This window comes from Pseudolabrys sp. Root1462, from assembly GCF_001426945.1.
Classification (GTDB): Bacteria; Pseudomonadota; Alphaproteobacteria; order Rhizobiales; family Xanthobacteraceae; genus Pseudolabrys.
Genome location: NZ_LMFS01000001.1, coordinates 499,376 through 525,109, shown reverse-complemented (window position 1 = coordinate 525,109; position 25,734 = coordinate 499,376). Strand labels below are relative to the sequence as shown.

The following is a 25,734-nucleotide window of genomic DNA, read 5'->3' as shown; positions in this document are numbered from 1 at the left end:
TGACGGCCCCGCTAGCGTCTGCCGTCCGCGGCCGGGGCCGCGTCCATCAGCGGCAATCAGCGGCAATCAGCGGCGGTTCACATGTCTCCGACCTTGTCTCAGGCGCAGCGCGATTTCCTGGTCTCTATCGACACGCCGACCGTCTGCAATCTGATCGAGATCGTCGCACCCGAACGGCGCGGCTTCGGCTATACCGTGCGCCACCTGCACTGTCCGTTTCCCGACCTGCCGCCGATGGTCGGCTTTGCCAAGACCGTAACGATGCGCGCGCAGGACCGCGTGCCGCTCGGCGAGGCCGGCTACATGGCCAAGCGCCTCGATTATCTCGATTACGTCGCCGCCGCGCCGCAGCCAGGCATCGCCGTGATCCAGGATCTCGACGACATCGTCGGCTACGGCGCGTTCTGGGGCGAGGTGCAGTCGAACGTCCACAAGGCGCTCGGCTGCCTCGGCACCATCACCAACGGCTCGGTACGCGACATCCCGATGATCCCGCCGGGCTTCCAGATGCTCGCCGGCTCGATTTCGCCATCGCATGCCTTCGTCCATGTCGTCGACTACGGCGTACCGGTGAACATCCACGGCATGGCGGTGCGCTCGAACGATCTCATCCACGCCGACCGACACGGCGCTGTCGTCGTGCCACTCGAGATCATCGATGCGATGCAAGCCGTCCTGCCCGGCATCAACGCCAAGGAAGCCAAGATCATCGACGCAGCGAAGTCCGGCGCCGGACTCGCGGCGATCAAGGCGGCAATGAAAGGCTAAGCCTTTCCCCGGCTCTTTCATGAAAGCCAAAGACAGCGCCTCGTACGTCTTCCTGGCGGTCGTCTGGGGCTTTTCGTTTCTCGCCATGCTACGCGCGGTCGAGGCCTTCGGCTGGGCCGGCGCCGTCACCTTCCGTTGCTTCATCGCCGCCGCGACGCTGATCATTGTGGCGGTCGCCACAGGACGTCGCCTGAGGCTTGGCGCGGGCTGGCGGGCTTTCGCCGTGGTCGGCGCCACCACAGTCGCCGGCCAACTCGTCGGCCTGTGTTTCGCCATGCCGCTGATCGGCACCGCCATGTCGGCGATCCTGGTTGCCACCATTCCGCTGTTCTCGATGCTGATGGCCCGGCTGTGGGGCCTCGAAAGGCTGACCCGCCGTCATCTTGCCGGGCTTATGCTGGGATTTTTCGGCATCGTGGTGCTGGTGGGCTTTCCGGCGGTGCCGTTCACGCCGTCTTTCGTACTCGGCTGCGCGTCGACGCTGTTCGCCTGCCTGTGCGCCGCGTTCGGCAGTTGCTATGCGAGCTACCGGCTCAAGGGCGTCAGCTCGTGGGACACCACGGCCGGCGCCTTCCTCGCCGGCGGCGTCATCACGCTGCCGTTGTTGATATGGGTGCCGGTGCCGGGATGGCCGCAGCCCGTCGACTACCTTTACCTGCTGGTGCTGGGCGCCATCATGAGCGCGGCCACTTACGTGCTGTACTTCCGCCTTGTCGGCACCATCGGCGCCACCAAGGCGATCAGCGTGGAATTCGCCGTCACTGTCGTTGCGGTGCTGGTCGGCGCGCTGCTCCTGCGCGAGCCGCTGTCGCTCATTCAGATCTGCGGCGCCGGCACCATCATCGTCGGCTGCGCGCTGGTGATCGGCCTCATTCCGTCCTTCACGCGTCAGCCCGGCTGAGCCTTGGCGCTCGGATGCCACTGCGGTGCATAGCCCTGCGCCAGCACGGCGACGATTGACGGCGGTGTCAGCACGTTGGCGTCGATGCCACGCGGGCGCGGCTGCACCGCGTCGTAACCGGACGGCGTCCAGTGCAGGAGATGTTTGCCGCGCACGGCGAAGACGTTGCTGCTTTGGGCAATCATCACGCCATCAGTCAGCGTGTCGATCGGTTGCCGATGCAGGCGCTTTGCCCTGCCATCGAGCCGCTCGCGGTGCAGGACCTCATCCATCGCGGGCGCCCTGTGCGCACGCGGAAACAGCCGGGCAAACTCCTGGGCATCCTTGCGCCGGCACTCGAAGCAAGGCCGATGTCCGGCAGCGAAGGCCGTCACTTCATCCAGAAAGAACAATTCGGTGTAGCTGTCGCCCCACACCTTGCGCTGGCGGCCCTTGAAGTCGAGCACGCAGCAGATCCATTGCTTCGACGCCCAGCGCCGCGTGCCGAGCTGACGCGAACGATCATGAATGCGGCCGCCGCGATTGCCCATCAGGATCCCGCGCGCGGGATCGCTGACGAGATCGGCAAACGGCGTGACGCGGCTTTGCAGAGTCATGACCCGCGCATCCTAGCGCATCGTCAGACGTCCGGTCACAGCCCATAAGCGAAAGCCGCCGCCGCGACGGCGACGCCGGCGACCACCGCAAAGAAATCCTTGCGCACGACGATCATCACGCCAGCTGTCGCCGCGAGCGCCAGGACGGCGCGCGTCCCGCCCTGCACCAGAGCCGGCGCCACGGTCGCCGCGATGATGGCGCCCGGCAGCGCATCGAGCATGCGCCGCAGCCGCCGCCCGATGACCAGCCGGCCGATCAGCCAATAGCCGGCGATCCGCGTCACATAGACGACGATCACCATTAGCCCGAGGGTGACGAAGAAGCCGAACGCATCCCTCTCAATCATCGTTGAGGACTCCGGCGACACAGCCGGCGACGGCGCCGACGATGAGATACCAGAAGCCGCCGAACATAAATTCGGTCAGCGCCGCGGCAAGCGCGCCGACGATGAGACCCCAGGAACGCCGCGGCCCGCGCCACAGCGACACCATCATGGCGACGAAGAAGGCCGGCACCAGGAGATCGATGCCGAACTGCTTGGGATTGCCGACCGCCGCGCCGGCGAGGTAGCCCGGGATCGCCGTCGTCACCCAGACGACATACATGGCGACGCCGCCGCCGAGCAGATAAGCCGGATCGCGGCCGCCATTGGAGTAATAGCGCAGCGACATCAGCCAGGGCGGTTCGACCAGAAAGAACAATGTCGGATAGACCTTGCGCGGCGGCTGGCCGCCGAGCAGCGGCCGCAGCGTGGCGCCGATCATGAGGTAGCGGGCATTGACCAGCGCGGTCAGCGCGACGATCCCGGCAATGGCGCCGGCGGTGAGCGTCTGCGGCCAACTGTCGAGCACGACCATCTGCACCACGCCGGCGAAGATGGACGCGCTCATCAGCAGCGTTTCAAACAGGGTCATGCCCTTGCGGGCCGCGAGCGTGCCGTAGGCCATGGCGAAGCCGGCGAGGCCCGGCACGAAGGGCAGCACGTCGATGGCGCCATGCCGGAAGGCGGCGAAGGTCCAGCGGGCTTCGGCAGATGCGGGTGGCGGCGCGGTCATTGTCGCTCCCAGCGCTATCGCAAGCCGTTGCCGAGGTGAAGTGCCAATTGTGAGCGGCGACGATGCGGGCCCCGCCGGGAAGCCCTCCCCCTCGGCCCGTGTCAGTTACGGGTCTCGACCCGGCCGCGCCCGACCCGGCGTCTGATCATGCCGCCGTGGCGCAGCGCGGTCATGCCCTCGCTAATGCTCCAGTACTACCTTGCCGAAATGAGCCCCGCTTTCGAGATAGCGCATGGCCGCAGCCACCTCGGTCCACGGAAAGCTGCGATCGATGACCGGCCGTATCCTGTTCACCGCAATGGCGCGATTCATCGCCTCGAAAGACGCCCGGGATCCGACCGGAATGCCGCGCACCCGTACCTGCCGGCGGAAGATATCGAGCGGATTGATCGACCCCTCTGTGCCGCCGAGGTAACCGATGACGTTGATCTGTCCGCCGCGACGCACGGCGCGCAATGACTGCGCAAAGCTCTCCGGCCCCCCGACTTCGATGACATGATCGACACCGAGACCATCGGTCAGGCGAAGTACCTCGTCCGCCCAGTTCGGATATTGCCGGTAGTTGACCCCGGCGTCGGCGCCCAGCGCCTTGGCGCGCACGATCTTGTCGTCGCTGCTCGACGTTACGATCACGCGGGCACCGGCGCTAGCGGCAAACTGCAAGGCAAACAGCGAAACGCCGCCGGTGCCGAGCGCGAGCACGGTTTCGCCGGGCTTGAGCGCACCTTCGGTTAGGAGCGCATGCCAGGCCGTGACGGCGGCGCACGGCAAGCTCGCCGCCTCGACGTCGCTCAGATGTGCAGGCGCCAGCACGGCCGCCTGTTCGTCGAGCCGCGCGTATTCGGCCAGCATGCCGTCGATCGGGCCGCCGCGCTGATACGCCGGTTCGGCCATGTCGAAGCTACCCGCCACCCAGCGCTGCCAGAACGTGCTGCAAACCCGGTCGCCGACTTTCAGCCTGGTCACATCCTCGCCGATTGCCACCACCTCACCGACGCCATCGGAGAGCGGCACCAGCGGCAGCGGAAATACGGTGTGATAGGTGCCGCGCGCGATTTCCACGTCGCGATAGTTCAGGGACGTTGCCGTGACCCGGACGATGACCTCTTGTCGCCGCGGTTGCGGCATCGGCCGCTCGACCAGCTTGAGACTGTCAAAACCGGGTTGGCCATCGAGCACTATCGCCTTCATCGTCGCCTCCTCGCCAGAACGTGACGCAGACATATCCTTGGCTTCTCATGTGTTCAAATTCATAATATTCAGCATCATTATGCATCGGAGCGCGCCAATGCTGGATGAGATGCGGACTTTTGTCCTCCTCGCCGAGGAAGGCTCGATTCAGAAAGTCGCGGAGCGGCTGCCGCTCACGCAGCCGGCCGTGACGCGGCAGATCCAGCGGCTCGAACAGGCGCTGGGCGCGGCGTTGCTCGACCGCCGCATGAAGCCGCCCGGCCTGACGCCGTTCGGCGTCGAAGCTCTCGCGCGCAGCCGGCAGATCCTCGCGGCCTATGACGACATGAAGAATCTGACCGCGCGCGCCGAGCCGGAAGGACTTCTGCGTCTCGGCGTTGCCACCGGCCTGGCCGATGATGGCTTTGCCCGTATCGTCGGCGATATCCGTCAGAGGTTTCCCCAAGTGGCATTGCGCCTCACGACGGGCTGGAGCGACGGCCTCGCCGAGCAATTCGAGCAAGGCTATTTGGACGCGGCTTTTCTGTTGTCGCGCGGCCGGACGAACGACGACTCCGCCATGGTTGGCGAGGAGCCATTGGCCATCATCGCGTCCAGCAAGACGGCGCTGAAGAAGCGCGATCGCGCCAGAACCCTCGAAGGCCAGCCGTGGATACTGAGTCCGGAGCCGTGCGATGCACGCAGCCGGCTCACGGCGGCGATGGCCCGCAAGGGCTATCAGTTGAACATTGCGGCTGAAGTTCAGGACGCCCGGCTGCAACTCGCCCTAGTGCGCAAAGGTGTCGGTCTGAGCCTGATGCCGCGTCGTCTCCTGACGACGCCGCCATCCGGTATCACCGTGGTGCAGATCGACGGCCTCGATCTGATGCTCGATATTCGGGTGCGACGGTCGCCGCACCTTCGCGGTCTGGGCAAGGTGGTCGACCTGATCGCCGAGCAGCTGCGCTCGTCCGTCCGGAATTAGGAAGGCCGCCGCAATGATAACGCCCGCCATGCGGCGGGCGTTTCGTGTGCTGAGAAGCCCCGATCAGCCCTGCGGCTGCGGCGCCACTTCGCCCGGCGCGTCGGGACGCGGCCGCGGCTTGCCGGCGGGCGGCACGGCGGAGCCGCGCGGCGTCGCCGGCTCGATCACGGTCTCGCGCACCGGACGGATGCCATTGAGCAGATCCTTGATCTCGTCGCCGGTCAGGGTCTCGAACTCGAGCAGGCCCTTGGCCAGCGTTTCGAGGTCGGCGCGCTTCTCGGTGAGGATGCGGCGGGCCTCGGCCTGGCCGGTCTCGACCAGCTTGCGAACTTCCGCGTCGATCTTGCGGTTGGTCTCTTCCGAGACGTTCTGCTGGCGTGTCACCTGATAGCCGAGGAAGACCTCGTCGCCATTGTCGCCATAAGCGACCGGCCCGAGCTCATCCGACAGGCCCCAGCGCGTCACCATCATGCGGGCGAGCTTGGTGCCCTGCTCGATGTCGGACGCCGCGCCGGACGTGACCTTGTCGCGGCCGAAGATCAGATCTTCGGCGACGCGGCCGGCCATGATGATGGCGAGACGCGATTCCATCTGCTCGAGCGACATCGACAGCTTGTCGCGCTCGGGCAATTGCATGACCATGCCGAGGGCGCGGCCGCGCGGAATGATGGTGGCCTTGTGCACCGGATCGGTCGCCTTGACGTTGAGCGCGACCAGAGCGTGGCCGCCTTCATGATAGGCGGTCAGCATCTTTTCTTCGTCGGTCATGACGAGCGACTTGCGCTCGGCGCCCATCATCACCTTGTCCTTGGCGTCTTCGAACTCGGCCTGCATCACCATGCGCTTGTTGCGGCGCGCGGCCATCAGGGCGGCTTCGTTGACCAGGTTGGCGAGATCGGCGCCGGAGAAGCCTGGCGTACCGCGCGCGATGGTCTTCAGGTTCACGTCGGGCGCCAGCGGCACCTTCTTGACGTGAACCTTGAGGATGGCTTCGCGGCCGACGACATCCGGGTTCGGCACCACGACCTGACGGTCGAAGCGGCCGGGACGCAGCAGCGCCGGGTCGAGCACGTCCGGACGGTTGGTCGCGGCGATGAGGATGATGCCCTCGTTCGCCTCGAAGCCGTCCATCTCGACCAGCAACTGGTTGAGGGTCTGCTCGCGTTCGTCGTTACCGCCACCCATGCCGGCGCCACGATGGCGGCCGACGGCGTCGATTTCGTCGATGAAGATGATGCAGGGCGCGTTCTTCTTGGCCTGCTCGAACATGTCGCGGACGCGGCTCGCACCGACGCCGACGAACATTTCGACGAAGTCCGAACCGGAGATGGTGAAGAACGGCACGTTGGCTTCGCCCGCAACCGCGCGCGCAATCAGCGTCTTGCCGGTGCCCGGGGGGCCGACCAGCAGCACGCCGCGCGGAATGCGGCCGCCAAGGCGCTGGAATTTGCCGGGGTCGCGAAGGAATTCGACGATCTCGGTGAGATCCTGCTTGGCTTCATCGACGCCGGCGACGTCGTCAAACGTCACGCGGCCGTGCGCTTCGGTCAAAAGCTTGGCGCGCGATTTGCCAAAGCCCATGGCCTTGCCGGCGCCTCCTTGCATCTGCCGAGAGAGAAATATCCACACGCCGATGAGCGCGATGAAAGGCAGCCACGAGACGAGCAGCGACACGAACCACGGCACGTTGTCGGTGAGCGGCCGCGCGGTGATCGAGACGCCTTTGGAATAGAGCTTCTGCACCAGGCCGGGATCGCTCGGCGCATAGGTCTGAAACGAGGTACCGTTGGCGAAGGTGCCGCGGATTTCCGGGCCCTGGATCACGACGTCGCGAACGCGGCCCTGATCGACCTCGGACAGCAGCTGCGAGAACGAGATGTCCTGCGCGCTGGTGCGCTGGCTGGGATTCTGAAACAGCGTGAATAGAGCAAGCAACAGAAGGACGATAATCACCCAAAGGGCGAAATTCCGCAGATTCGCATTCATCGGACGTTCCTACCCGCGCGCATGGCTTAAGGCGGCGCGGCTTGTCGGTTACACGAAACGGCGGGATGACCCTCCCCACGCGCTTCTTAAGCAATGTAGGCACCCTGTCCCTGCATGGAAAGGGCTCGATTCTCACATATCTTAGCGCGATTTTGCCGTGCTAGCGCGCTTGGGTCCGCCCTTGGTTAAGGCATTTCGGCGGGCACTGCCATGCCCGACGCGGCGGGCGGGCGCGGTTTCGACGGACACCTTGTCGCGGTGAACCGTTACCAGGGCACCGGCCAGGCTTCGCCGCCAGCGAACGCCGGCGCCAACGCCCACTCCCAGAGCCTCCACGAGGGCCTCCAGCTTTCCCAGTTCGACGGGACCTTCGGTGCCCACGGCATCGATGGCGCGGCCGATCAGCCGCAGGCGGATTTCACCGGGAATCCGGGCAAGATCCGCCGCATCGAAGACCAGAGTCGGGCCTCGCCTGTCCCCCGCAAGACCATGCCAGACGACGTCCACGGCCGCCTCGATCGCGGCGTCGGCACGCCGCAGCCGCCGCGCCAGCAGCGTCAGCCGCGCCGCGTCCAGTCCCTCCTCGGCAAGACGTGGCATCAGGCCGCGCAGCCGCGGCCGGGTGAAGGCAGCATCGCGGTTGGTCGGATCGTCGGCAAAGCCGATCGCCGCAGCCTTGAGGGTGGCGATCAGCCGCATTTTCGGAACTTCGAGCAGTGGCCGGACGAGAAACAGCGCCTCGGCGGCGTCGCCCGGCAGCGCCGCTACCCGCTGCATCGCTGCGAGCCCGCTCAGGCCGCTGCCGCGCGTCATGCGCATCAACACGGTCTCGGCCTGGTCGTCGCGCGTATGGGCGGTGAGAATGTGCGAGGCGCCGGCTTTGAGTGCCGCCGCTGCGAGCAGCCGGTAGCGCGCGTTGCGCGCCGCCTGCGGCAATCCGCTTTTTGGTTTGGCGCCGATCCAGCGCAAGGTCCGATGCGGGAGGCCGAGTTGTTTGGCGAGCCGGGCGACGTCGCGCGCTTCGCGTTTTGATTCGGTCCGCAGGCCGTGATCAACCGTCACCGCGACCAGGGCGGGGCCTTTCTTCAGCGCCTTGCGCCAGCGCGCGGCCAGCACCATCAGCGCCGTGGAGTCCGGCCCGCCCGACACGGCGAGCACCACGGCCGACGCCGATGCAAGACCGGCAAACAGGCTTTTAGCTTCAGAAGCTGAGATGGCTGTGGTGGCGTCGCGCGACATGAACGTCCGAAACCTGCGTCGAGGTGTTCGGCGCCCAGTCTAGCAGTGGACGCGCTTGATTTCCTGCTCGACGCCGCGCTTCACGTTGGCGGGCGCCTTGGGGTACTTGCGGCTGACCTCGCTCAGGGTCGCGCAGGCCGCCTCCTTCTGCTTCAGCGCCGCCAGCGACTGGCCAAGGCGCAACAGGGCATTCGGCGCCTTCTCCGACTTCTCGTGCTTGGTCGAAACGGCGAGGAAAGATTCCGCGGCGTCGCGATAGCGCTGACGCTGAAACAAGCTCTCGCCGAGCCAGTACTGCGCGTCGCTGACCAGCGCCTCGTTCGGATACTTGCGCAGGAAATCGCGAAACGCCTGTTCGGCGAGCCCGTAATCCTTGTGCAGCACATAGCCATAGGCGAGGTCGTATTCGTCCTGCGGCTTGGCCGTCGGCGGCAGGGTGGCCAGTTGGTTTGTCACGTTGCGCGGCGGATTCGACGATGCGGGCGGAATGCCGAGCGCGGGGTTGGTGCTCGCGACCTGTCCTGACGCCGGGCCGGTATTGACCACCGGCGACGCCGGCGGCGGCTGGCTGCCGGACAGCGTCTGCAAGTCGAGCGGAGCGCCGGCCGGACGGCCGTTCGGAGCGCCGACCGGTTCATCCGCGGCGATCTGCGGCGTGCCATCCGCGATCGAACCGAGGGTGCGCGGCGCGCCGGGCGCGGCCGGGCTGCGCGAGGGGTCGAAGGCATCGGAACGCTTGCCGGGCTGCGCCGGGGCCGACGGCTGCAGCGCGCCAGGCACGCCCGGGCGGACCACCGGCTGCTGGCCCGGCGGCACGATCGGATTCTGGTTGTTCGGCACCACCGCGGTCGGCGGCATCGCGCCGGGGCCGGCGGCGCCACCGCCCTGCAGGGCGCGCACCTGCTGTTCGAGCTGCTGGTTGCGATACTGCAGTTGTTCGATCGTGCCGGTCAGCTGGCGGAGCGCGTTCTCGATGCGATCCATGCGCGAGACGAGATCGTTGGAGCTGCCCTGCCCCGGTCCGGGGTCGCCGCTGTCTTGCTGCGGCTGGCCCTGGCCTTCGCCACGGTTGAACAGGTTGTCGAGGAAGTTGCCGCCGCGCTCCTGCGCATGCGCGGAATACACCGCCGTCAGCACCAGCGCCGCCACCACGGCAATCGCCAGACTAAAGCGGAATAGCGTGCCCGGGGTGACCGAGGAGGGTTTGTTCGAGTTGTTTTGTTTCATCGGCTCATTCGACGGCCAAGCGGCCGGTAACGTGGGCCCATAGCGACAGGCCGGAGGATCAAGGCCGTCCCCCTAGCATAGCCTTTTGAGTGCGACCAGATTGTGGCCCGGCGCGGCTTATTCAGCCGGAGCCGGATGCGGGGCGGTTTTGCCGCGCTTCATCCACTCCTCGAAGCCGCGGATGACCACGAAGAATGACGGCACGAACAGCACCGCAAGGCAGGTCGACGCCAGCATGCCGGTGAACACGGTGATGCCGATCGAGGCCCGCGCATTGGCGCCGGCGCCGGTCGCCAGTACGAGCGGCAGCACGCCGAGGATGAAGGCAAACGACGTCATCAGAATCGGCCGGAAGCGTGCGCGCGAGGCTTCGACCGCAGACTCGAGCAGGCCCCGGCCGCCTTCGCGCAACTCGCGGCCAAACTCCACGATCAGGATGGCGTTCTTCGCCGACAGCGCAATCAGCAGCACAATACCGATCTGGGTGTAGAGATTGTTCTCTATACCGAGGATGAGCAGAGTCGCCACCGGCCCAATCAGCGAGATCGGCACCGCGAGAATGACGGCAGCCGGCTGATACCAGCTTTCGTACTGCCCGGCGAGCACGAGATAGACCAGCAGCAGCGCCATGGCGAAGACGAAGTACATCTGATTGCCGACCAGCTTCTCCTGATACGACAGGCCGGTCCATTCCAGGACCGTGTTCGGCGGGAACGACTGCTTGGCGATCTGCTCCATCAGACTCATGGTCTCGCCGGTCGAATGACCGCGCGCCGGCAACGTGATCACCGTCGCCGATGGATAGAGATTGTACAGGCTGACGAGAGACGGTCCGCTCACGGGCTTGATGTCGATCAGCGTCGACAGCGGGATCATGCTGCCCTGACTGTTACGCACCGAAATGTTATCGAGGTCCTGCGTGCGCAGCCGGAACTGCGAATCCGCCTGCACCACGACCTGGAAGGTGCGACCGAATTGGGTGAACTGATTGACGTAGGCAGAGCCGAGATAGCCGCCGAGCGCCGAGAACACCTGATCGACGGAAACGCCCACGGCCTGCGCCTTCACGCGATCGACGTCGACCAGATATTGCGGGACATTGGCGCGGAACGACGAGATCACGGCCTGGATGTTCGACTGCGTCGATGCGTTGCCCATCAGCGCATCGACGATGGTCTGCAGCTTGACGTAATCGGTCGATGAATCGCGCAGTTCGACCTGCGCCGTGGTGCCCGCGGCATTGCCGATGCCCTGGATCGGCGGCGGCGGCAGCACGCGCACCGTCGCTTCCTCGATGGCGCCGAGCTCGCGCGACAGCGACTGGTACATCGGCAGCAGGCTGAGCGCCTTGCCGCGCACGCCCCAGTCCTTGAGGATGATGTAGGCGACGCCCGCCGACGACAGGTTCGAGCTGTTGTCGAGCGCCGAAATGCCGGCGATGGTCACGACCTTGTCCACACCGGGGTTCTTGCGCGCGATGGCGTCCAGCTTCTCCATCACCGCCTGGGTGCGCGGCAGCGAGGCGCCGTCGGGCAACTGCACCGTGGCCAGCATGTAGCCCTGGTCCTCGACCGGGATGAAGCCGGTCGGGATGCGGGAGAAACCGTAGAGCGTGACGCCGATGGCGACCAGCGCCAGCACGGTGACGATGCCGGCATGGCCGACGAGCCGCTTCATGAGCCGCTCATACGCGCCCTCGGCCCTGTCATAGACCTTGTTGAAGCCGCGATAGAAGATGTTGCGCTTTTCCATCGGCACGGTCGGCCGCAGCCACAGCGCGCATTGCGTCGGCTTCAGCGTCACGGCATTGACGGCGCTGATCAGCGCGGTCGCGGCAATGACCAGCGCGAACTGCGCGTACATCTGTCCGGTCAAGCCGGGCAGGAACGCCGCCGGCAGGAACACCGACAGCAGCACCAACGTGATGCCGATGATCGGCCCGAGCAGCAGGCGCATGGCCTCGATCGCGGCGTCATGGCCGTTCATGCCGTGATCGATATTATGGGCCGCGCCCTCGACGACGATGATGGCGTCATCGACCACGATGCCGATGGCCAGCACGATGGCGAACAGCGTGGCGAAGTTGATGGTGAAGCCCATCGCCGCCATCGCGGCAAAGGCGCCGATGATCGTCACCGGCACCGTCGTCGCCGGCACCAGCATCGCACGCCAGTCCTGCAGGAAGACCAGGATGACGATGAGCACGAGGATACCCGCCTCGACCAGCGTCTTATAGACCTCGTGGATCGAAGCATTGACGAAGACCGTCACGTCGAACGGCACATCGACCTGCATGCCGTCCGGGAAGCTCTTCGACAGTTCGGCGAGCCGGGTCTTGACCTCTTGCGCGACGTTGAGCGCATTGGCGCCGGGCGACAGAGAGATACCGAGGCCGGCGGACGCCTTGTTGTCGACCTTGAAGATCGCACCGTAGGTCTGCGCGCCGAGCTCGACGGTACCGACGTCGCGGACGCGCGTGATCTGGCCGGTCGGTCCGGTCTTGACGATGACGTCGGCGAACTCGCTGATGTCGTTGAGCCGGCCGACGACGTTGAGCGTGTACTGGAACGGCACCGTGTCCGGTCCCGGCGGCGCGCCGATCTGGCCGGCCGTCACCTGGCTGTTCTGCGCCTGCAGCGCATTGACCACGTCGTTGACGTTGAGGCTTCGCGCCTTCATCTTGTTCGGATCGAGCCAGATACGCATGGCGTAGCTGCCGGCGCCGAACACCGTGACGCTGCCGACGCCCGGCAGGCGCGACAGTTCGTCTTTGAGGCTGATGGTGGCGTAGTTCGACAGAAACAGGCTGTCGTGTTTCGGATTGGTCGACGTCAGCGTGGCGATCTGCAACATCGAGGTCGATTTCTTCTGCACCACGACGCCCTGCGCCTGCACAGCCGACGGCAGTTGCGCCTCCGCGGTCGCCACCCGGTTCTGCACCAGCACCTGCGCGAAGTTGAGATCGGTGCCGATCTTGAAGGTCACGGTCAGGTTATAGGAGCCGTCGGAGGCGGCGTAGGACTGCATGTAGAGCATGCCTTCCACGCCATTGACTTGCTGCTCGATCGGCAGCGCCACGGTATCGATCACGGTCCGGGCGCTGGCGCCGGGATAGCGCGTCGTCACTGACACGGTGGGCGGCACCACGTCCGGATATTGGGCCACCGGCAGTTGGAACAACGCCACGCCGCCGATCACGATCATCAGGATGGCGATGACGTTGGCGAGAACCGGACGTTCGATAAAGAATTTGGAGATCATTTGCTCGCCGTCCTCGTTACGAGGACTTCGGCGGCGTGGATGCCGTCTGCGGATCGACTTTCTGGCCCGGCACCGCGCGCAGCATGCCGTTGACGACGACGCGGTCGTCCTTGCCGATGCCCTTGTCGATCACCTGCAGGGCGCCATCGAGCGGCCCGAGTTCGACGCGGCGTTGTTCGACGACATTGTCCTTGTTGACGACGAGCAGATAGCGTCCGGCCTGATCGGTGCCGAGCGCGGTGTCCGGCACCAGCAGCGCGTCTTTCGGTGGACCGAGCGGCACGCGCACGCGCACGAACAGGCCGGGCAGCAGAACGTTATTCGGATTGTTGAGGATAGCGCGACCGGCCAGCGTTCCCGTCGAGGCATCGACGGTCGGCGCCGCGTAATCCAGCGTGCCCTTGTGCGGATAGCCGGTCTCGGTCTGCAACGCGACTTCCACCGGTACCTTCTTGAGATCCTCGGGCGTCAGGCCGCGCTCGGCGATCATGGCGCGGATGCCGATCAGTTCGCGCTCGCCGACGCTGAAGTTCACATAGACCGGGTCGGTCGAGACGATGGTGGCGAGCGGATTGCCGGTGCCCGACACGAAGGCGCCGACCGAGACCTTGCGCGCGCTGACGACGCCGTCGAAAGGCGCGGCGATCTGCGTATAATCGAGATCGTTCTGCGCCAGCTTGGTCGAAGCGATTGCCTGATCGACGGCGGCCTGGGCGCTGTCGCGGCTGGCGACCGCATTGTCGAGAGTGGCCTTGGACGCCGAACCGCTCGGCACCAGGTCGGCCTGGCGCTGATAATTGGCCTGCGCCGAGACCAAACTGGCCTTGGCATTGTCCTCGGCGGCCTTGGCCTGCTGCAGCTTGAGCTCGTAGGGCTTCTGCTCGATGACGAACAGAACCTGGCCCTTCTTCACCGCGTCGCCATCGTTGTATTTGATGGCCTGCACGAAACCGGACACGCGCGCGACCAGGTCGGCCGTGTTGACGGCGGCGACGTTGCCGGTCGATTCAAGATAGCGGGTCACCGGCTTGGTCACCGGCGCGGCGACCGTCACCTTCGGCGGCGGCGGCGCGACATAGGTGTTCTTTTCGCCGCAGGCGGCCAGTACCGTCGCCGATGCCAGCGCTGTCCCTACGGCAAGCCGACGCAGGCGCGTCCACCAAGTCATCATCACAGCCCCCACAAAGGATAGCGGGGGCCGTGATCATGCACGCCAGCCCCCAAAACCGCATCAGGATTGCCCAGCGCGGCAGGGCTGACAAGCTGGAATTATTTGGAAGCAAATTGCCGGCGTGTCACACGCCGGCAATTATATTGCGTCGTCGCGATACGAACTGCTGCGCGTCACGAACCGGCGTTGAGCACCGTTACCGCGCGGCGGTTCTGAGACCAGCACGAGATGTCGTTACACACCGCGACCGGCCGCTCCTTGCCGTAGGAGATCGTGCGCATGCGGGCGGCGGCGATGCCGCGCGACACCAGGTAGTCGCGAACGTTCTGGGCGCGGCGGGCGCCGAGCGCGATGTTGTATTCGCGCGTGCCGCGCTCGTCGGCGTGACCTTCGATGGTGAAAGAGTACTGGCTGTAGCGCGACAGCCACTGCGCCTGCTTGTCGAGCGTCTCGCGGGCGGTCTGCGACAGGTCGGTCTGGTCCGTATCGAAGAAGACACGGTCGCCGACATTGACCACGAAGTCCTGCTGGCTGCCCGGCGTCGATGCCGAACCGGCGCCGCCATTGGCGCCGTCGGTCGCGTTCTGATTGGCGCAAGCCGAAATGGCGAGGCCCAGGGCCAGAACGGCGGCCAGGCGGGCGGTACGAAGCAACTTACCAATCTCAGTCATACCCAACACTCCCTACGCGCCATTGCGCGGTGCGAATCGGTCCCAACGTCACGGGAGGACGCGCGTTCAGCCATTTCTGTACCAGCGCGGTGGTTAAGCGAACCTTCCATCAACCTTGACGGAACCTTGCCGAGGTCATGAAACATCGCTGCGCCGGGTTAAACCGTTGGTCATGGTTAAGACCGGGTGAATATGGCGACCTGACGGCCACCGCCCCGATTGCGCAATATTCCCGCCTTCATCCCCATGCCGATCGGAGCGGCCGCACCGGCGGCGGCCGGTCTATGACAGCAGCGGCGACCAGGCGGGGTCGGACGCCAGGGCGGGCGTCGGCTCTTTCAGTTCGTTGCGGCCGGTGACGTCGATTGTATAGAGGTTCGGCCCCTGCCCGAGGTCGCGGAAGAACATGATCACGCGGCCGTTCGGCGCGAAGGTCGGGCCTTCATTGTGGAAGCCCGAGGTCAGCACGCGCTCGCCCGAGCCGTCCGGCTTGATGATGCCGATGGCGAACTGCCCGCGCGCCTGACCGGTGAAGGCGATGAAGTCGCCGCGCGGCGACCACACCGGCGTCGAGTGGCTGCCTTCGCCGAAGGAAATGCGCTGCGCCTGGCCGCCAGCCGCGGGCATCACATAGATCTGCGGCGAGCCGCCGCGATCGCTCTCGAAGCAAATGTAACGGCCATCCGGCGAATAGCACGGCGCCGTGTCGATCGCCGGCGTGTCGGTGAGCCGCGTCGTCTGCTTCGAACGCAGGTCCATCGTGAACAGGTTCGAGTTCGCGCCTTGCTGCAAACTCATGATGACGCGCTGGCCATCCGGCGAAAATCGCGGCGCGAAGGTCATGCCCGGGAAGTTGCCGACGATCTCGCGCTGGCCGGTTTCGATGTTGAGCAGATAGACGCGCGGATCGCCCTGCCCGTAGGACATGTAGGTAATCTCTTGCGTCGTAGGATTGAAGCGCGGCGTCAGCACCAGATCGTCGCCACGCGTGAGATAGCGAACACCGGCGCCGTCCTGGTCCATGATGGCGAGGCGCTTGATGCGGCGCTGCGCCGGACCTGTTTCATCGACGAATACGATGCGGCTGTCGAAATAGCCCTTCTCACCGGTGAGACGCTCGTAGATTGCATCCGAGATGATGTGCGCGATGCGCCGCCAGTTATCCGGCGTGGTGAAATACTGCTTGCCGTCGAGCTGCTGGCCGGCGAACACGTCCCACAGGCGAAACTCGGCCTTGAGACGGCCGTCGCCCTGGCGCGTAATGCGGCCGGTGACGAGCGCCTGGGCATTGATCACGCGCCAGTCGGCAAAGCGCGGCACGGCATCCGAATTGGTGATCTTCTCGGTGAACGCGGCCGGGTTGATCGGCGCGAACAAGCCGGAGCGTTGCAGGTTGTTCGAGATGATGCCCGTGACGTTGCGCGCGGTCTCGGCTTCCGTCGGCGAGCCGGCGAGGAAATCCGGCAGCGCGATCGGCATCGGCTGCACGTTGCCCGACGTGACTTCGAGGCGCAGCACGGCGCCTGCCTGACGCGGCGTCAGCGCCGCCAAGGCACCGGCTCCGGCGCCCGCCATCAATGTGCGACGGGTAAGGCCAGTCGAAGAACAAATATCGGCGGGTTTAAACATTCAAAGTGCTCTCGATAAGAACGGCCGCTCGGCCGCGTGAGTAATGAAACGTCTCAATTGAACATCTGCCTGGCGTTGAACTCGATCTCGACGTCCTTCCAGCTTTCATAATGCTCGGGGCGGAGCATCGTGTAAGGCTGACATTGCAGGATCGCCCGCCGGCCGCTGTCGGCATAGGCCGGACCGAACGGCGAATTCGATCCTTCGATGGTATCGGGTCCACGCTCGATGGTGCCGTCACGACGGAAGTTGATCCGGAAGACCACGCGCAGGTTATCGGCATCCCGCGCGCCGACCGGAATGTTCCAGCACGATTCCACACGGCGGCGGAAGGCGTCGATTTCCGATTGTGACAGTTTGGCCGCGGCGCCGGTGGCGGTGCCGAGAGTCGGATCTTTATTGAGTTCGGCTCCGGTCATCGACGCGCGCGTCGGACCGCGTTTGTCGAGCAGCGCCGCGATCTTGGTCGGATCGAATTTCTCTTCCGGCTTCTTCGGCAGCGGCGGCCGCTTCGGCGGCATCGGCTGCGGCTCGGTCTTGGCCTCCGGCTTCGGCTTGTCGTCCTTGAGCTTGTCGGCGATCTGGTCGGGCTTCGCCGGGGCCGGCGGCTTGGGCTCGGCCTTCTTCTCGGGCGGCTTGGCCTCGGGCTGCGGAGGCGGCGGCGCCGCTTCCTTGTTCTCGGCGACGGTGCGCTTGTCGTTGATTGTCGGCTTCAGTTCCTCCACCGGCTTCGGCGGCGGCTCGGCAACCTTCTCGACGATCGGCTTCGGCTTCTCGGCCGGCTTCTTGGCGTCCTTGACGCCCTTGGTGACCTCGGAGAATTCCTTCTCGCTGATGATATCGACCGGCAGCGATTCCGGCGGCGTCGCCTCGAAGGCCTTACTGTTGAAGGACAGCGTCGCCCAGCCCAGCACAGCGATGTGCAGGCAGGTCGAAATCACCGAGGCCATCCTCATCTGCATCGTTTATTTGCTGCCACCTTGTTCGAACTCGGTGACCAGCGCGACGCGATGGAAGCCGGCAGCCGACAGGCGCCCCATCACCGACATCATCGATCCGTAATTCGCGTTCTTGTCGCCGCGCACATAGACGCGCGCTTCCTTGCCGCCGCGTGCCTGCGACACGGCTTCGAGCTTCGGCACCAGCTTGTCGAGGTCGATCTCCTCGTTCTGCAGATAGACCTTGCCCTTGTCATTGACCGACAGCGTCAACGGCTCGCGATCCTGGTCGAGGCTCTTGGCCTGGGTCTGCGGCAGATCGATCGGCACGCCGACCGTCAGGAGCGGCGCCGACACCATGAAGATGATCAGCAGCACCAGCATCACGTCGACCATCGGCGTGACGTTGATTTCGGCCATGACCGCACGGCGGCGGTGACGGCCCCTGCCCGCGCTCGTTGTTACGGCATTCGATGCTGCCATCGCTTAGGTCCCCTGAGCGCGATTTAGACCGTCAGGCGCCGGACGGCCCGCGATCCGCGCCTTTCGCTGATCTTCAGTTACCGCCACGCTCATCGATCTGACGCGACAGAATGGCCGAGAATTCGTCGGCGAAGCCCTCGAGGCGCTGGGCCTGTTTGTTCACTTCGCTGGCGAACTTGTTATAGAAAATCGTCGCCGGTATGGCGGCGATGAGGCCGATTGCGGTCGCCATCAGCGCCTCGGCGATGCCCGGCGCCACGACGGCGAGCGACGTGTTCTTTGACGCAGCGATCGACTGGAAGCTGGTCATGATGCCGACGACGGTACCGAACAGGCCGATGAAGGGACCGGCGGAACCGATGGTCGCCAGGACGAGCAGCCGCTTTTCCAGCCGTTCCACTTCCCGGGCGATGCTCACCTGCATCACCTTGTCGATGCGCATCTGCAGGCCGGCAAAGGACCGCGGCGCGCCTTCGAAGCTGCGCTTCCACTCGCGCATCGCGGCGACGAACAGCGCGCCCATCGAGTGGTTCGGCTTCGATGACAATGTGCGGTAAAGTTCTTCCAGCGACTGCCCGGACCAGAACGCCGCCTCGAAACTATCCATGGCGCGGCGCGCGCGGGCGTAGAGCACGGTCTTGTCGATGACGATGGCCCAGAGCCAGATCGAGCTGGCGGTGAGCCCGAGCATCACCAGCTTGACGACCCAGCTCGCGTGCCAGAACAACGTCCACAGCGAGAGGTCGGAACTGACGATCGAGGGCAGCGACTGTGCCACATCGGCAGGATTCATGAGGCACGTCCTTCAGGTGTCGCGAACCTTCCGCGAGGTCCGGCCCGGCACGGTGTTAACCAATGGCGCGGTTTAACAGGCGGAATCCCTGTCAAACTTGACCAAATGAGGGCATTGGCGGCCGAAACCGCGAGGTTGCCGGCCGTTCTACCGGCCTCTAAACAGCGCTGATTATGGTTAAGGATTGGTTAGTAGATACGCGTAGCGCTTACGAAACGCTGCCCAATCCCCGCCGGGCGAGTGCCGCCGGCACGCCAAACAAGCCGACTGGTAAAAATAAAAAAGCCGTCCGCCTCGGGGAGAGAGCGGACGGCTTGGCTCACGCAGATCGGTTGGGGGACTCTACTAACGCACGATCAGGCCCGAAAACCGGTATCCACTTTTCGGGATCAAGCGCTAGTTCTGCGCGGGGCTCTCGGAGGACGGGCGGTTGCGCCGCTCGGCCATGAAGGCGTCGAACTCGGTCTTGTCCTTGGCGAAGCGCAACCGCTCGAGGAACGACTTGAACTCGCGCTGTTCGTCTTCGAGACGCTTCAGCGTCTCGCTGCGGTATTCATCGAACGCGGCGTTGCCGCTCGACGGCTGACCGCCCCACGGGGAGCCGCCGCCAAAGCCAGCGCCTTGTCCGCCGCCCATCTTGGCGCGCATCCAGTCCATCTTCTGCTGAAGACGATCCATCTTGTGCTGCCAGCGATCCTGGCCGCGATATCCGCATCCCATTCTTCCGCTCCCGATTGTGAAGGCCAGAGTTGCGAGACCAAGGGGCCACCAGGCCATGAACCCCAAAACGGTCAGGGCAATCCAGGCGGGCTTGCCGAATTCGTCGAGCTTCGCAGTGATTGGCATAGTCGGCCTCGCTCACGTGTGAATGTAAATAACATTTACATGAATAAGGGCGTCCCGGCGGGATGTCAATACCCTTTACATCGTGATTTTTGAGGTGGGGCCGCGCCGGCGAATTGCGAGGGGTTGCGGCGCTTTGGCGCTGAATAAATTGGAGGCCGAGCCGCCGCCGTGCCCCCGAAAGGCTGAGATCAATTCGCCAGCGTCTGAGCCGCGGCCGTCGCTTCCGCGTTTTTAGCTTTCGACCAATGGGCGCCGATGCGCGGCAGGCTGAGCTCAATCCAATCGGCCAGGACCCGCACCTTCTCCGCCGCCTCGCGGCCGAGCGGTGTCAGACTGTATTCGACGTGCGGCGGCACCACCTGATAGGCGACGCGCGACACCATGCCGTCGCCTTCGAGCTGCTGCAGCGTCTGCGCCAGCATGCGTTCGCTGACGCCGCCGATCGTGCGCCGCAGTTCGCTGAAGCGGTGCATCCGCCGCTCGAGCACGATCAGCACCAGCACGCCCCAGCGGCTGGTCAGATGCTTGAGCACATCGCGCGACGGGCAATTGGCGGCGAGGACGTCGCCCCGCATCAATTGCTCGGACAGTGGCACCGGCGCGTCCAGATCTGAATTCTCGTTATCCGCCATTGGCCCGATTCCGTTTCGGCCGAATTTCGATACTAACATTATTGTATGTACTTACTAAAAATAATCAAGCGGTCTATCTCGGTGCCATCGCAACCGCCCCAGGAGATCAACCCATGACTATCGGCATTACCGGCGCGACCGGCCAACTCGGCCGCCTCGTCGTCAGCCAGCTCAAAAGCAAAGTACCAGCGAGCGACATCGTCGCGCTGGTCCGCTCGCCGGCCAAGGCCGCCGACCTCGGCGTCGCCGCTCGCGAAGCCGATTACGCCAAGCCAGCGACCCTCGCCGCCGCCCTGCCCGGCATCGATACGCTGCTGCTGATCTCGTCGAGCGAAGTCGGCCAGCGCGAAGCGCAGCACAAGGCGATCGTCGATGCCGCGAAAAAGGCCGGCGTGAAGCGCATCGTCTATACGAGCATCCTGCACGCCGACTCTTCCACGATCGATCTCGCCGCCGAACATCGCGCCACCGAAGCCGCCATCAAGGCCTCCGGCATTGCTTACGTATTCCTGCGCAACGGCTGGTACACCGAGAACTACGCCGCCGGCATTGCCGGTGCGGTCGCGGGCGGCGCGCTCTACGGCGCGGCCGGCAATGGCAAGATCTCGGCCACGGCGCGCGCCGACTATGCCGCCGCGGCGGTCGCGGTGCTGACGACGCCCGGCCACGACAACAAAACCTACGAGCTGGCCGCCGATACGCCGTTCACTTTGAGCGATCTCGCCGCGGAAATCTCGCGGCAGACCGGCAAGTCGACCCCCTACACCAACGTCAGCGTCGCCGATTACGCCAAGGGCCTGACGAGCCATGGCGTGCCTGAGGGCTTCGCCAAGATGATCGCCGGCTGGGAAGTGCCGATTTCCCAGGGTGCCTTGTTCGACGACAGCAAGACCTTGTCGAAGCTCACCGGCAAGCCGACGACGTCGCTGGCCGACACGGTGAAAGCAATCCTGAAAGGCTGATGACGATTTAGAAGCACCTGCCGGCGGCGACGCCGGCAGGTGTTTTGATCAGCCGCGACACCGCCCCGGCCTATTTTTCATATTTAGAAGATCAGCGCGTCAGCCCGAGGCCGCGTAGATAGATCAGCACCTCGGCCTCGAGCAGTTCGTCCGGTGCCATGGGCAGCGTGCGTCGCGCCCGGTCGCCACGCCCGAACAGCGAAGCGATGCCGTGCGTCATCGACCAGATGTGCAACGCCACCATCAAGGCCGGCGGCCGCTCCGTTGCCGGGACCGACGCCACCAGCCGCTCGGCCGCACCGCGCAACACGCCGAATGCGGTCTCGCCCGCTGCGCGCAATTGCGGATCGGCGTCGGCCGGCACACCGGCCTCGAACATCGCCGAGTAATAGGCCGGCATGTCGCGGGCGAAATCGAGATAGGCCTTGCCGAGCCGGGTGAGCGCCGCCAGCGGATCCGGCTTGCCCTCGTCCCAGGCCTTCGTCAGCGCCTCGGTGAACAACTCGAAGCCGCGCCGCGCCACGTCCGCGATGAGTTCCTCGCGGCCCTTGAAGTGACGATAAGGCGCCGCCGGCGATACGCCGGCCCAGCGCGCCGCGTCGGCGAAGGTGAAGCCGCCGGGGCCCTTTTCGGCGATGAGTTCCAGGGCGGCGCGGACCAGCGCCTCTTTCAGGTTGCCGTGATGGTAGCCGCGCGGGCCATCGCCGCCGGACGAGCCGTCGCGGTCGTGTTTGGTCCACCTCATGCGCAGGATGCCCTCATGTGAAGGGCCTTTACATGAATCGGGTGGGCCCGTCGATGGCCGGTGCGGTATATCGGTCAGGACGATCGCTCAATGCGGCACGCCCATGGAACGGAGGAGAAACCTCTATGGCAGTCACAATCTCGATTCTGGTCGCGCGGCTGATTTTCGGCGCGGTCTTCGTCATGGCATTCGTTTTTAAGTTCATGGATATGGCAACGACGGCCAATTACATCGCGGGTGCGGGCTTTCCGATGCCGATGGTGCTGGCCTGGCTCGCCGCGTTCTTCGAAGTCGCGCTTGCGCTGGCGTTCCTTACCGGCGCGTTCTTTTCCTATGCGTCCTATCTCGCGGCGGCCTACGTGATCTTCCTCGGCTTCGCCTTTCATGGGCCCTCGCACTGGGCCGGCAATCAGGCCGAGTTCGGCTTCTTCGTCGATCACTTCACGTTTATGGCCGGCCTGCTGTTCGCCGCCGCCTATGGCCCGGGCGACAGGCTGACGTGGAAGATCGGCGCGGCTCGCGCCACCTAGCGGCGCACCGCGAGCGGCAGCGTGTCGAACAAGGTCGGGCCGCCCGGCTGCGCGCCCTCGATGGTCAGCAGCTTGAGCTTGGTCACCACGCCGCCGGGGGCCGAGAAGCCGCCGGTCTTCGCACCACTGCGGTCGCTTGCCGCCATGACGCGATGGCACGGCATGACGACGGGACACGGGTTCTGCCCCATCGCCTGGCCGACGGCGCGGGCCAGCGTCTTGTCGCCGAGGCGCTCGGCGACCTCGCCATAGGTCAGCGTCTCGCCAGGCGGAATCTGCCGCACGATTTTATAAACCCGGGCGTTGAACTCGGGCGTTTCGCTGTCGTCGATGGCGACGGCGCGCAGGTCGCGTTTCTCGCCATTGAGCAACGCGACGATGCCCTTGATCGCCTCCTGCACCGAAGGTGGCGGGCTGGCCTCCTGGGCTTGCGGAAAACGTTTTGCCATCCGCCGGCGTGTCGCCGCGGCGTCCGCCTCCGGCAATTGCACGCCGATCAGCCCGCGCGCATTCCAGGCAACGCCGCAGGTCCCGATCGCGGTATCGAACAATGTGAAGGCTTGCTCATCCATAATCGTAACATGGCGCTGCCGGGCCGAGTCCGCCACCCGGTTTCTACCGCGATCCTCAGGCGTTATCGGCCTCCCGCGCGCCGCTTCAGCCTTGCGAGCGTGCGACTGAACACCTTCGGGTCGTCGGCGGCGCGGGCCAGCACCAGCGCGCCCTGGATGCCAGCCACAATATCCTCTGACAATTCCTTCGCTTCGCCGCGCGCATGGCCGGCACGTTCCAGCGCCGAGGCCAGCGCCTCGCGCCAGCGATCGAAATAGCCGTGCACGGCGTCGGCGAACTCATCGCGCGCGGCGCCCAGCGCGAAGACGCCGACCAGACACACGCGCCGGCCCGAGCGAAAGTAGACGTCGGTGGCCTTGAACATCTGCCCGATGCCGGCTTGTGCGTCGGCGCTGTCGCGCAGCGGTGCAAACACCTCGCGCTCGAACCATTGGTCGATCTCGGCGAGCACCTCCTTTGCCATCTGCGCCTTGCCGCCGGGGAACAGATGGTAAAGGCTGCCTTTGCCGAGCCCGGTCGCCGCGGTGATGAGCGTCAGGCTCGCACCTTCATAGCCATGGGTGCGAAACACTTCGCCGAGCTGAGGCAGCAACGCTGCGCGGGGTGAGCTTGCGACAGGCTTCGCGCGTTTCAGAATGGCTCTCCCGACAGACCGGGCACCTCGGCCGGGCGCGGCCCCGGCGCGGTCCAGTGGAAGCGACGATCGCCCGGCGCAATCGGCACATCGTTGATGCTCGCCTCACGACGGCGCATCAGGCCCTCGCCGTCGAATTCCCACTGCTCGTTACCGTAGGAGCGGAACCAGTCGCCTTTGCTGTCGTGCCACTCATACTGAAATCGCACGGCGATGAAACGGTCGTGAAACGCCCACAGATCCTTGACCAAACGGTAGTCTTTCTCCTTCTCCCACTTCCGCGTGAGGAAGGCGACGATGGCGGCGCGGCCCTGGAGAAACTCCGAGCGATTCCGCCAGGTGCTGTCTTCGGTATATGCGAGCGATACGCGTTCGGGATCGCGGCTGTTCCACGCGTCCTCCGCCATACGCACTTTCTGGCGAGCGGTCTCCAACGTAAATGGCGGAAGTGGCGGGCGCGGCATGACGAGTACTCCGTGAGAATTCACTGAGCCTCTGTCTGTACCGATCGGTACAATGAATTGTCAAGCCGGCAGAATCAGTGCTCCGGGCCGCAGATCGTGCTGACCGTGACGGCAGCCAGCGCATCGAGCTCCTTGCGCGGCACGCCGGCGCGCGCGCGCACGGCGAGCGTATGCAGAGTGCCGCTGGCAAGCTGCGCCAGCGCGTGCGGATCGGCCGAGCGCGGCAGTTCGCCTCTGTCACGGGCCTTCGCGATGATCTCGGCGAGAAACTCGTCGGTGCCGCGGATGCTTTCGACGAGGAAGGCCCGCACTTTCGGATCCGCAACGGCCTGGGTTGCCGCCGTGCCGACGGTGTAGCAGCCGCGGGCATTGCCATCGCGCGTGATGTAGAGATTGAGCGCGCCCTTGTAGAAGCGCTTGAGGAAGACGCGCAGCGGCGGATCGTCCTCGAGAAGCCCCACCGACCCTATGCGCGCCTCCTCGCGATAGCGCGCCAGCGTTTTCAGATAGAGCGTCTGCTTGTCGCCGAAGGCGGCGTAGAGACTCGGCCGGTTCATGCCGGTCGCGGCGGCCAGATCGTCGAGCGACGTGCCGTCATAGCCCTTATTCCAGAAGATCTCGGCTGCGGCAGCGAGCGCCGTTTCCGGGTCGTATGCACGCGGCCGGCCACGCCGGCGCGGCTCCGCCGCCTGATCCGCTGCCGCCGGTATCTTGGCTCGGCGCTTCGCCTGTTTTTGTACCATTTCGCAATTAATCCTTGACGTCTCTAATTTAGTGCGAGACAGTACAAATATCAAACCGGGAGACGCCCATGAATGGATCGTTGGAACTGTACTTCTCGCCCCTTGCCTGCTCGCTCGCCAGCCGCATCGCCCTTTACGAAGCCAAGGCCGATGCGCAGTTCACCGAGGTCGATCCCACAACCAAGAAGACTTCCGACGGCGAGGATTTCCTGTCGATTTATCCGCTCGGCATGGTGCCGCTGATCCGACTCGACGACGGTTCGATCCTCACCGAGAACGCCGCGATCCTGCAATACATCGCCTCGCGTTATCCCGACGCGCAGATGGCGGCGCGCGACGACCTGGAGCGCGCCAAGTTGCAGCAATGGCTGTGCTTCATCGGCACCGAGTTGCACAAGGCGCTGTTCATTCCGCTGTTCGAGAAGGCATTGAACGACGACGCCAAGCGGCACGCCCTGGAAAAAGGCAAATCGCGGCTGGCCTATCTCAACAATTATCTGATCGGCCGCGAATTTCTGCTCGACCGTTTCACGGTCGCCGACGCCTATCTCTACACCGTGCTGAACTGGAGCATGGCGACTCCGGTAGATCTGGCACCATGGCCGGCGATCTCAGCCTACCAGGCGCGCATGCAGACCCGCCCAAGCATTGCCAGGGCGTTCAAGGAAGAGCTGGCGCTCTACAAGGCCGAGCAGGCCCGGCATCAGGCCGCCTGACGTCACGCGACTTCT

The 25,734-nt window shown here is 65.1% G+C and carries 27 protein-coding genes; 6 read left to right on the top strand and 21 right to left on the bottom strand.

The window, feature by feature from the left end; translation table 11 throughout:
- The first annotated feature begins 81 nt into the window (after positions 1–81).
- Positions 82–768, top strand: a complete 687-nt coding sequence (locus ASD45_RS02450) for an RraA family protein (protein WP_056910026.1) — start codon at positions 82–84, stop codon at positions 766–768.
- A 19-nt stretch (positions 769–787) separates the two neighbouring features.
- Positions 788–1,669 carry a DMT family transporter gene (locus tag ASD45_RS02445; protein ID WP_056910025.1) on the top strand — a complete coding sequence of 294 codons (882 nt, stop codon included), beginning with the start codon at positions 788–790 and terminating at the stop codon, positions 1,667–1,669.
- Here the strand turns inward: ASD45_RS02445 and ASD45_RS02440 are convergent.
- From ASD45_RS02440 to ASD45_RS02425, 4 genes are all read right to left on the bottom strand, one after another.
- A complete protein-coding gene (locus ASD45_RS02440; RefSeq protein WP_056910024.1) occupies positions 1,657–2,265 on the bottom strand; it encodes a hypothetical protein in 609 nt (202 codons plus the stop codon). The genes ASD45_RS02445 and ASD45_RS02440 overlap by 13 nt on opposite strands.
- Positions 2,266–2,300: 35 nt before the next feature.
- Positions 2,301–2,612 (bottom strand): AzlD domain-containing protein, encoded by a 312-nt coding sequence (locus ASD45_RS02435; RefSeq protein WP_082540600.1) that lies wholly within the window; start codon positions 2,610–2,612, stop codon positions 2,301–2,303.
- Positions 2,605–3,321, bottom strand: coding sequence for an AzlC family ABC transporter permease (locus ASD45_RS02430; RefSeq protein ID WP_056910022.1), 717 nt, complete (start codon positions 3,319–3,321; stop codon positions 2,605–2,607). Before ASD45_RS02430 ends, ASD45_RS02435 begins: the two co-directional genes overlap by 8 nt.
- Positions 3,322–3,501: 180 nt before the next feature.
- Positions 3,502–4,512, bottom strand: a complete 1,011-nt coding sequence (locus ASD45_RS02425) for an NAD(P)-dependent alcohol dehydrogenase (RefSeq protein ID WP_056910021.1) — start codon at positions 4,510–4,512, stop codon at positions 3,502–3,504.
- Between the two features lie 97 nt (positions 4,513–4,609).
- On the opposite strand from ASD45_RS02425, the gene ASD45_RS23280 reads away from it, so the two are divergent.
- Entirely contained in the window at positions 4,610–5,476 is an 867-nt protein-coding gene (locus tag ASD45_RS23280; protein ID WP_056910020.1) for a LysR family transcriptional regulator, read from the top strand.
- A 63-nt stretch (positions 5,477–5,539) separates the two neighbouring features.
- On the opposite strand, the gene ftsH is transcribed toward ASD45_RS23280, so the two are convergent.
- The 12 genes from ftsH to ASD45_RS02360 form a co-directional block, all read right to left on the bottom strand.
- Positions 5,540–7,462: an ATP-dependent zinc metalloprotease FtsH gene (gene ftsH, locus ASD45_RS02415; RefSeq protein WP_056910019.1), complete on the bottom strand. Its 1,923-nt coding sequence runs from the start codon at positions 7,460–7,462 to the stop codon at positions 5,540–5,542.
- 141 nt (positions 7,463–7,603) lie between these two features.
- On the bottom strand, positions 7,604–8,701 hold the full coding sequence (tilS, locus tag ASD45_RS02410; RefSeq protein ID WP_056910018.1) for a tRNA lysidine(34) synthetase TilS: 1,098 nt from the start codon (positions 8,699–8,701) through the stop codon (positions 7,604–7,606).
- Between the two features lie 39 nt (positions 8,702–8,740).
- Positions 8,741–9,928: a tol-pal system protein YbgF gene (gene ybgF / locus ASD45_RS02405; protein WP_156380679.1), complete on the bottom strand. Its 1,188-nt coding sequence runs from the start codon at positions 9,926–9,928 to the stop codon at positions 8,741–8,743.
- 117 nt (positions 9,929–10,045) lie between these two features.
- Positions 10,046–13,189 carry an efflux RND transporter permease subunit gene (locus ASD45_RS02400; protein WP_056910017.1) on the bottom strand — a complete coding sequence of 1,048 codons (3,144 nt, stop codon included), beginning with the start codon at positions 13,187–13,189 and terminating at the stop codon, positions 10,046–10,048.
- 16 nt (positions 13,190–13,205) lie between these two features.
- Positions 13,206–14,360 carry an efflux RND transporter periplasmic adaptor subunit gene (locus ASD45_RS02395; protein WP_056910016.1) on the bottom strand — a complete coding sequence of 385 codons (1,155 nt, stop codon included), beginning with the start codon at positions 14,358–14,360 and terminating at the stop codon, positions 13,206–13,208.
- A gap of 173 nt (positions 14,361–14,533) precedes the next feature.
- Positions 14,534–15,031: a peptidoglycan-associated lipoprotein Pal gene (gene pal, locus ASD45_RS02390; RefSeq protein WP_056910015.1), complete on the bottom strand. Its 498-nt coding sequence runs from the start codon at positions 15,029–15,031 to the stop codon at positions 14,534–14,536.
- A gap of 282 nt (positions 15,032–15,313) precedes the next feature.
- The gene (tolB, locus tag ASD45_RS02385) at positions 15,314–16,660 is read right to left on the bottom strand and encodes a Tol-Pal system beta propeller repeat protein TolB (protein ID WP_056910014.1); all 1,347 of its coding nucleotides are present in this window, start codon (positions 16,658–16,660) and stop codon (positions 15,314–15,316) included.
- Between the two features lie 53 nt (positions 16,661–16,713).
- Positions 16,714–17,622, bottom strand: a complete 909-nt coding sequence (locus tag ASD45_RS02380; protein ID WP_156380678.1) for a protein TolA — start codon at positions 17,620–17,622, stop codon at positions 16,714–16,716.
- 3 nt (positions 17,623–17,625) lie between these two features.
- The gene (tolR, locus tag ASD45_RS02375) at positions 17,626–18,081 is read right to left on the bottom strand and encodes a protein TolR (protein WP_056910012.1); all 456 of its coding nucleotides are present in this window, start codon (positions 18,079–18,081) and stop codon (positions 17,626–17,628) included.
- Between the two features lie 73 nt (positions 18,082–18,154).
- Positions 18,155–18,874, bottom strand: coding sequence for a protein TolQ (tolQ, locus tag ASD45_RS02370; RefSeq protein WP_056910011.1), 720 nt, complete (start codon positions 18,872–18,874; stop codon positions 18,155–18,157).
- Positions 18,875–19,270: 396 nt separating this feature from the next.
- Positions 19,271–19,720 (bottom strand): DUF2852 domain-containing protein, encoded by a 450-nt coding sequence (locus ASD45_RS02365; protein WP_056910010.1) that lies wholly within the window; start codon positions 19,718–19,720, stop codon positions 19,271–19,273.
- Positions 19,721–19,908: 188 nt separating this feature from the next.
- Complete coding sequence (locus ASD45_RS02360) at positions 19,909–20,352, bottom strand: helix-turn-helix domain-containing protein (protein ID WP_056910009.1); 444 nt, start codon at positions 20,350–20,352, stop codon at positions 19,909–19,911.
- A 113-nt stretch (positions 20,353–20,465) separates the two neighbouring features.
- Between ASD45_RS02360 and ASD45_RS02355 the strand changes: the two genes are divergently transcribed.
- Positions 20,466–21,314, top strand: coding sequence for an SDR family oxidoreductase (locus tag ASD45_RS02355; RefSeq protein ID WP_056910008.1), 849 nt, complete (start codon positions 20,466–20,468; stop codon positions 21,312–21,314).
- Between the two features lie 91 nt (positions 21,315–21,405).
- Here ASD45_RS02355 and ASD45_RS02350 read toward each other — a convergent pair whose 3' ends face one another.
- Positions 21,406–22,059 carry a TetR/AcrR family transcriptional regulator gene (locus ASD45_RS02350; RefSeq protein ID WP_056910007.1) on the bottom strand — a complete coding sequence of 218 codons (654 nt, stop codon included), beginning with the start codon at positions 22,057–22,059 and terminating at the stop codon, positions 21,406–21,408.
- 125 nt (positions 22,060–22,184) lie between these two features.
- Between ASD45_RS02350 and ASD45_RS02345 the strand changes: the two genes are divergently transcribed.
- Entirely contained in the window at positions 22,185–22,589 is a 405-nt protein-coding gene (locus ASD45_RS02345; RefSeq protein ID WP_056910006.1) for a DoxX family protein, read from the top strand.
- Here ASD45_RS02345 and ASD45_RS02340 read toward each other — a convergent pair.
- From ASD45_RS02340 to ASD45_RS02325, 4 genes are all read right to left on the bottom strand, one after another.
- Complete coding sequence (locus tag ASD45_RS02340; protein WP_056910005.1) at positions 22,586–23,161, bottom strand: methylated-DNA--[protein]-cysteine S-methyltransferase; 576 nt, start codon at positions 23,159–23,161, stop codon at positions 22,586–22,588. The two genes, ASD45_RS02345 and ASD45_RS02340, sit on opposite strands and share 4 nt — an antisense overlap.
- Positions 23,162–23,223: 62 nt before the next feature.
- A complete protein-coding gene (locus ASD45_RS02335) occupies positions 23,224–23,754 on the bottom strand; it encodes a TetR/AcrR family transcriptional regulator (RefSeq protein WP_244485178.1) in 531 nt (176 codons plus the stop codon).
- A 38-nt stretch (positions 23,755–23,792) separates the two neighbouring features.
- Positions 23,793–24,260 (bottom strand): nuclear transport factor 2 family protein, encoded by a 468-nt coding sequence (locus tag ASD45_RS02330; RefSeq protein WP_056910003.1) that lies wholly within the window; start codon positions 24,258–24,260, stop codon positions 23,793–23,795.
- A 74-nt stretch (positions 24,261–24,334) separates the two neighbouring features.
- Positions 24,335–25,003 (bottom strand): TetR/AcrR family transcriptional regulator, encoded by a 669-nt coding sequence (locus ASD45_RS02325; protein WP_056910002.1) that lies wholly within the window; start codon positions 25,001–25,003, stop codon positions 24,335–24,337.
- A gap of 80 nt (positions 25,004–25,083) precedes the next feature.
- Here ASD45_RS02325 and ASD45_RS02320 point away from each other — a divergent pair, with 80 nt between their 5' ends.
- Positions 25,084–25,719 (top strand): glutathione binding-like protein, encoded by a 636-nt coding sequence (locus ASD45_RS02320; RefSeq protein ID WP_056912550.1) that lies wholly within the window; start codon positions 25,084–25,086, stop codon positions 25,717–25,719.
- Positions 25,720–25,734 lie beyond the last annotated feature (15 nt).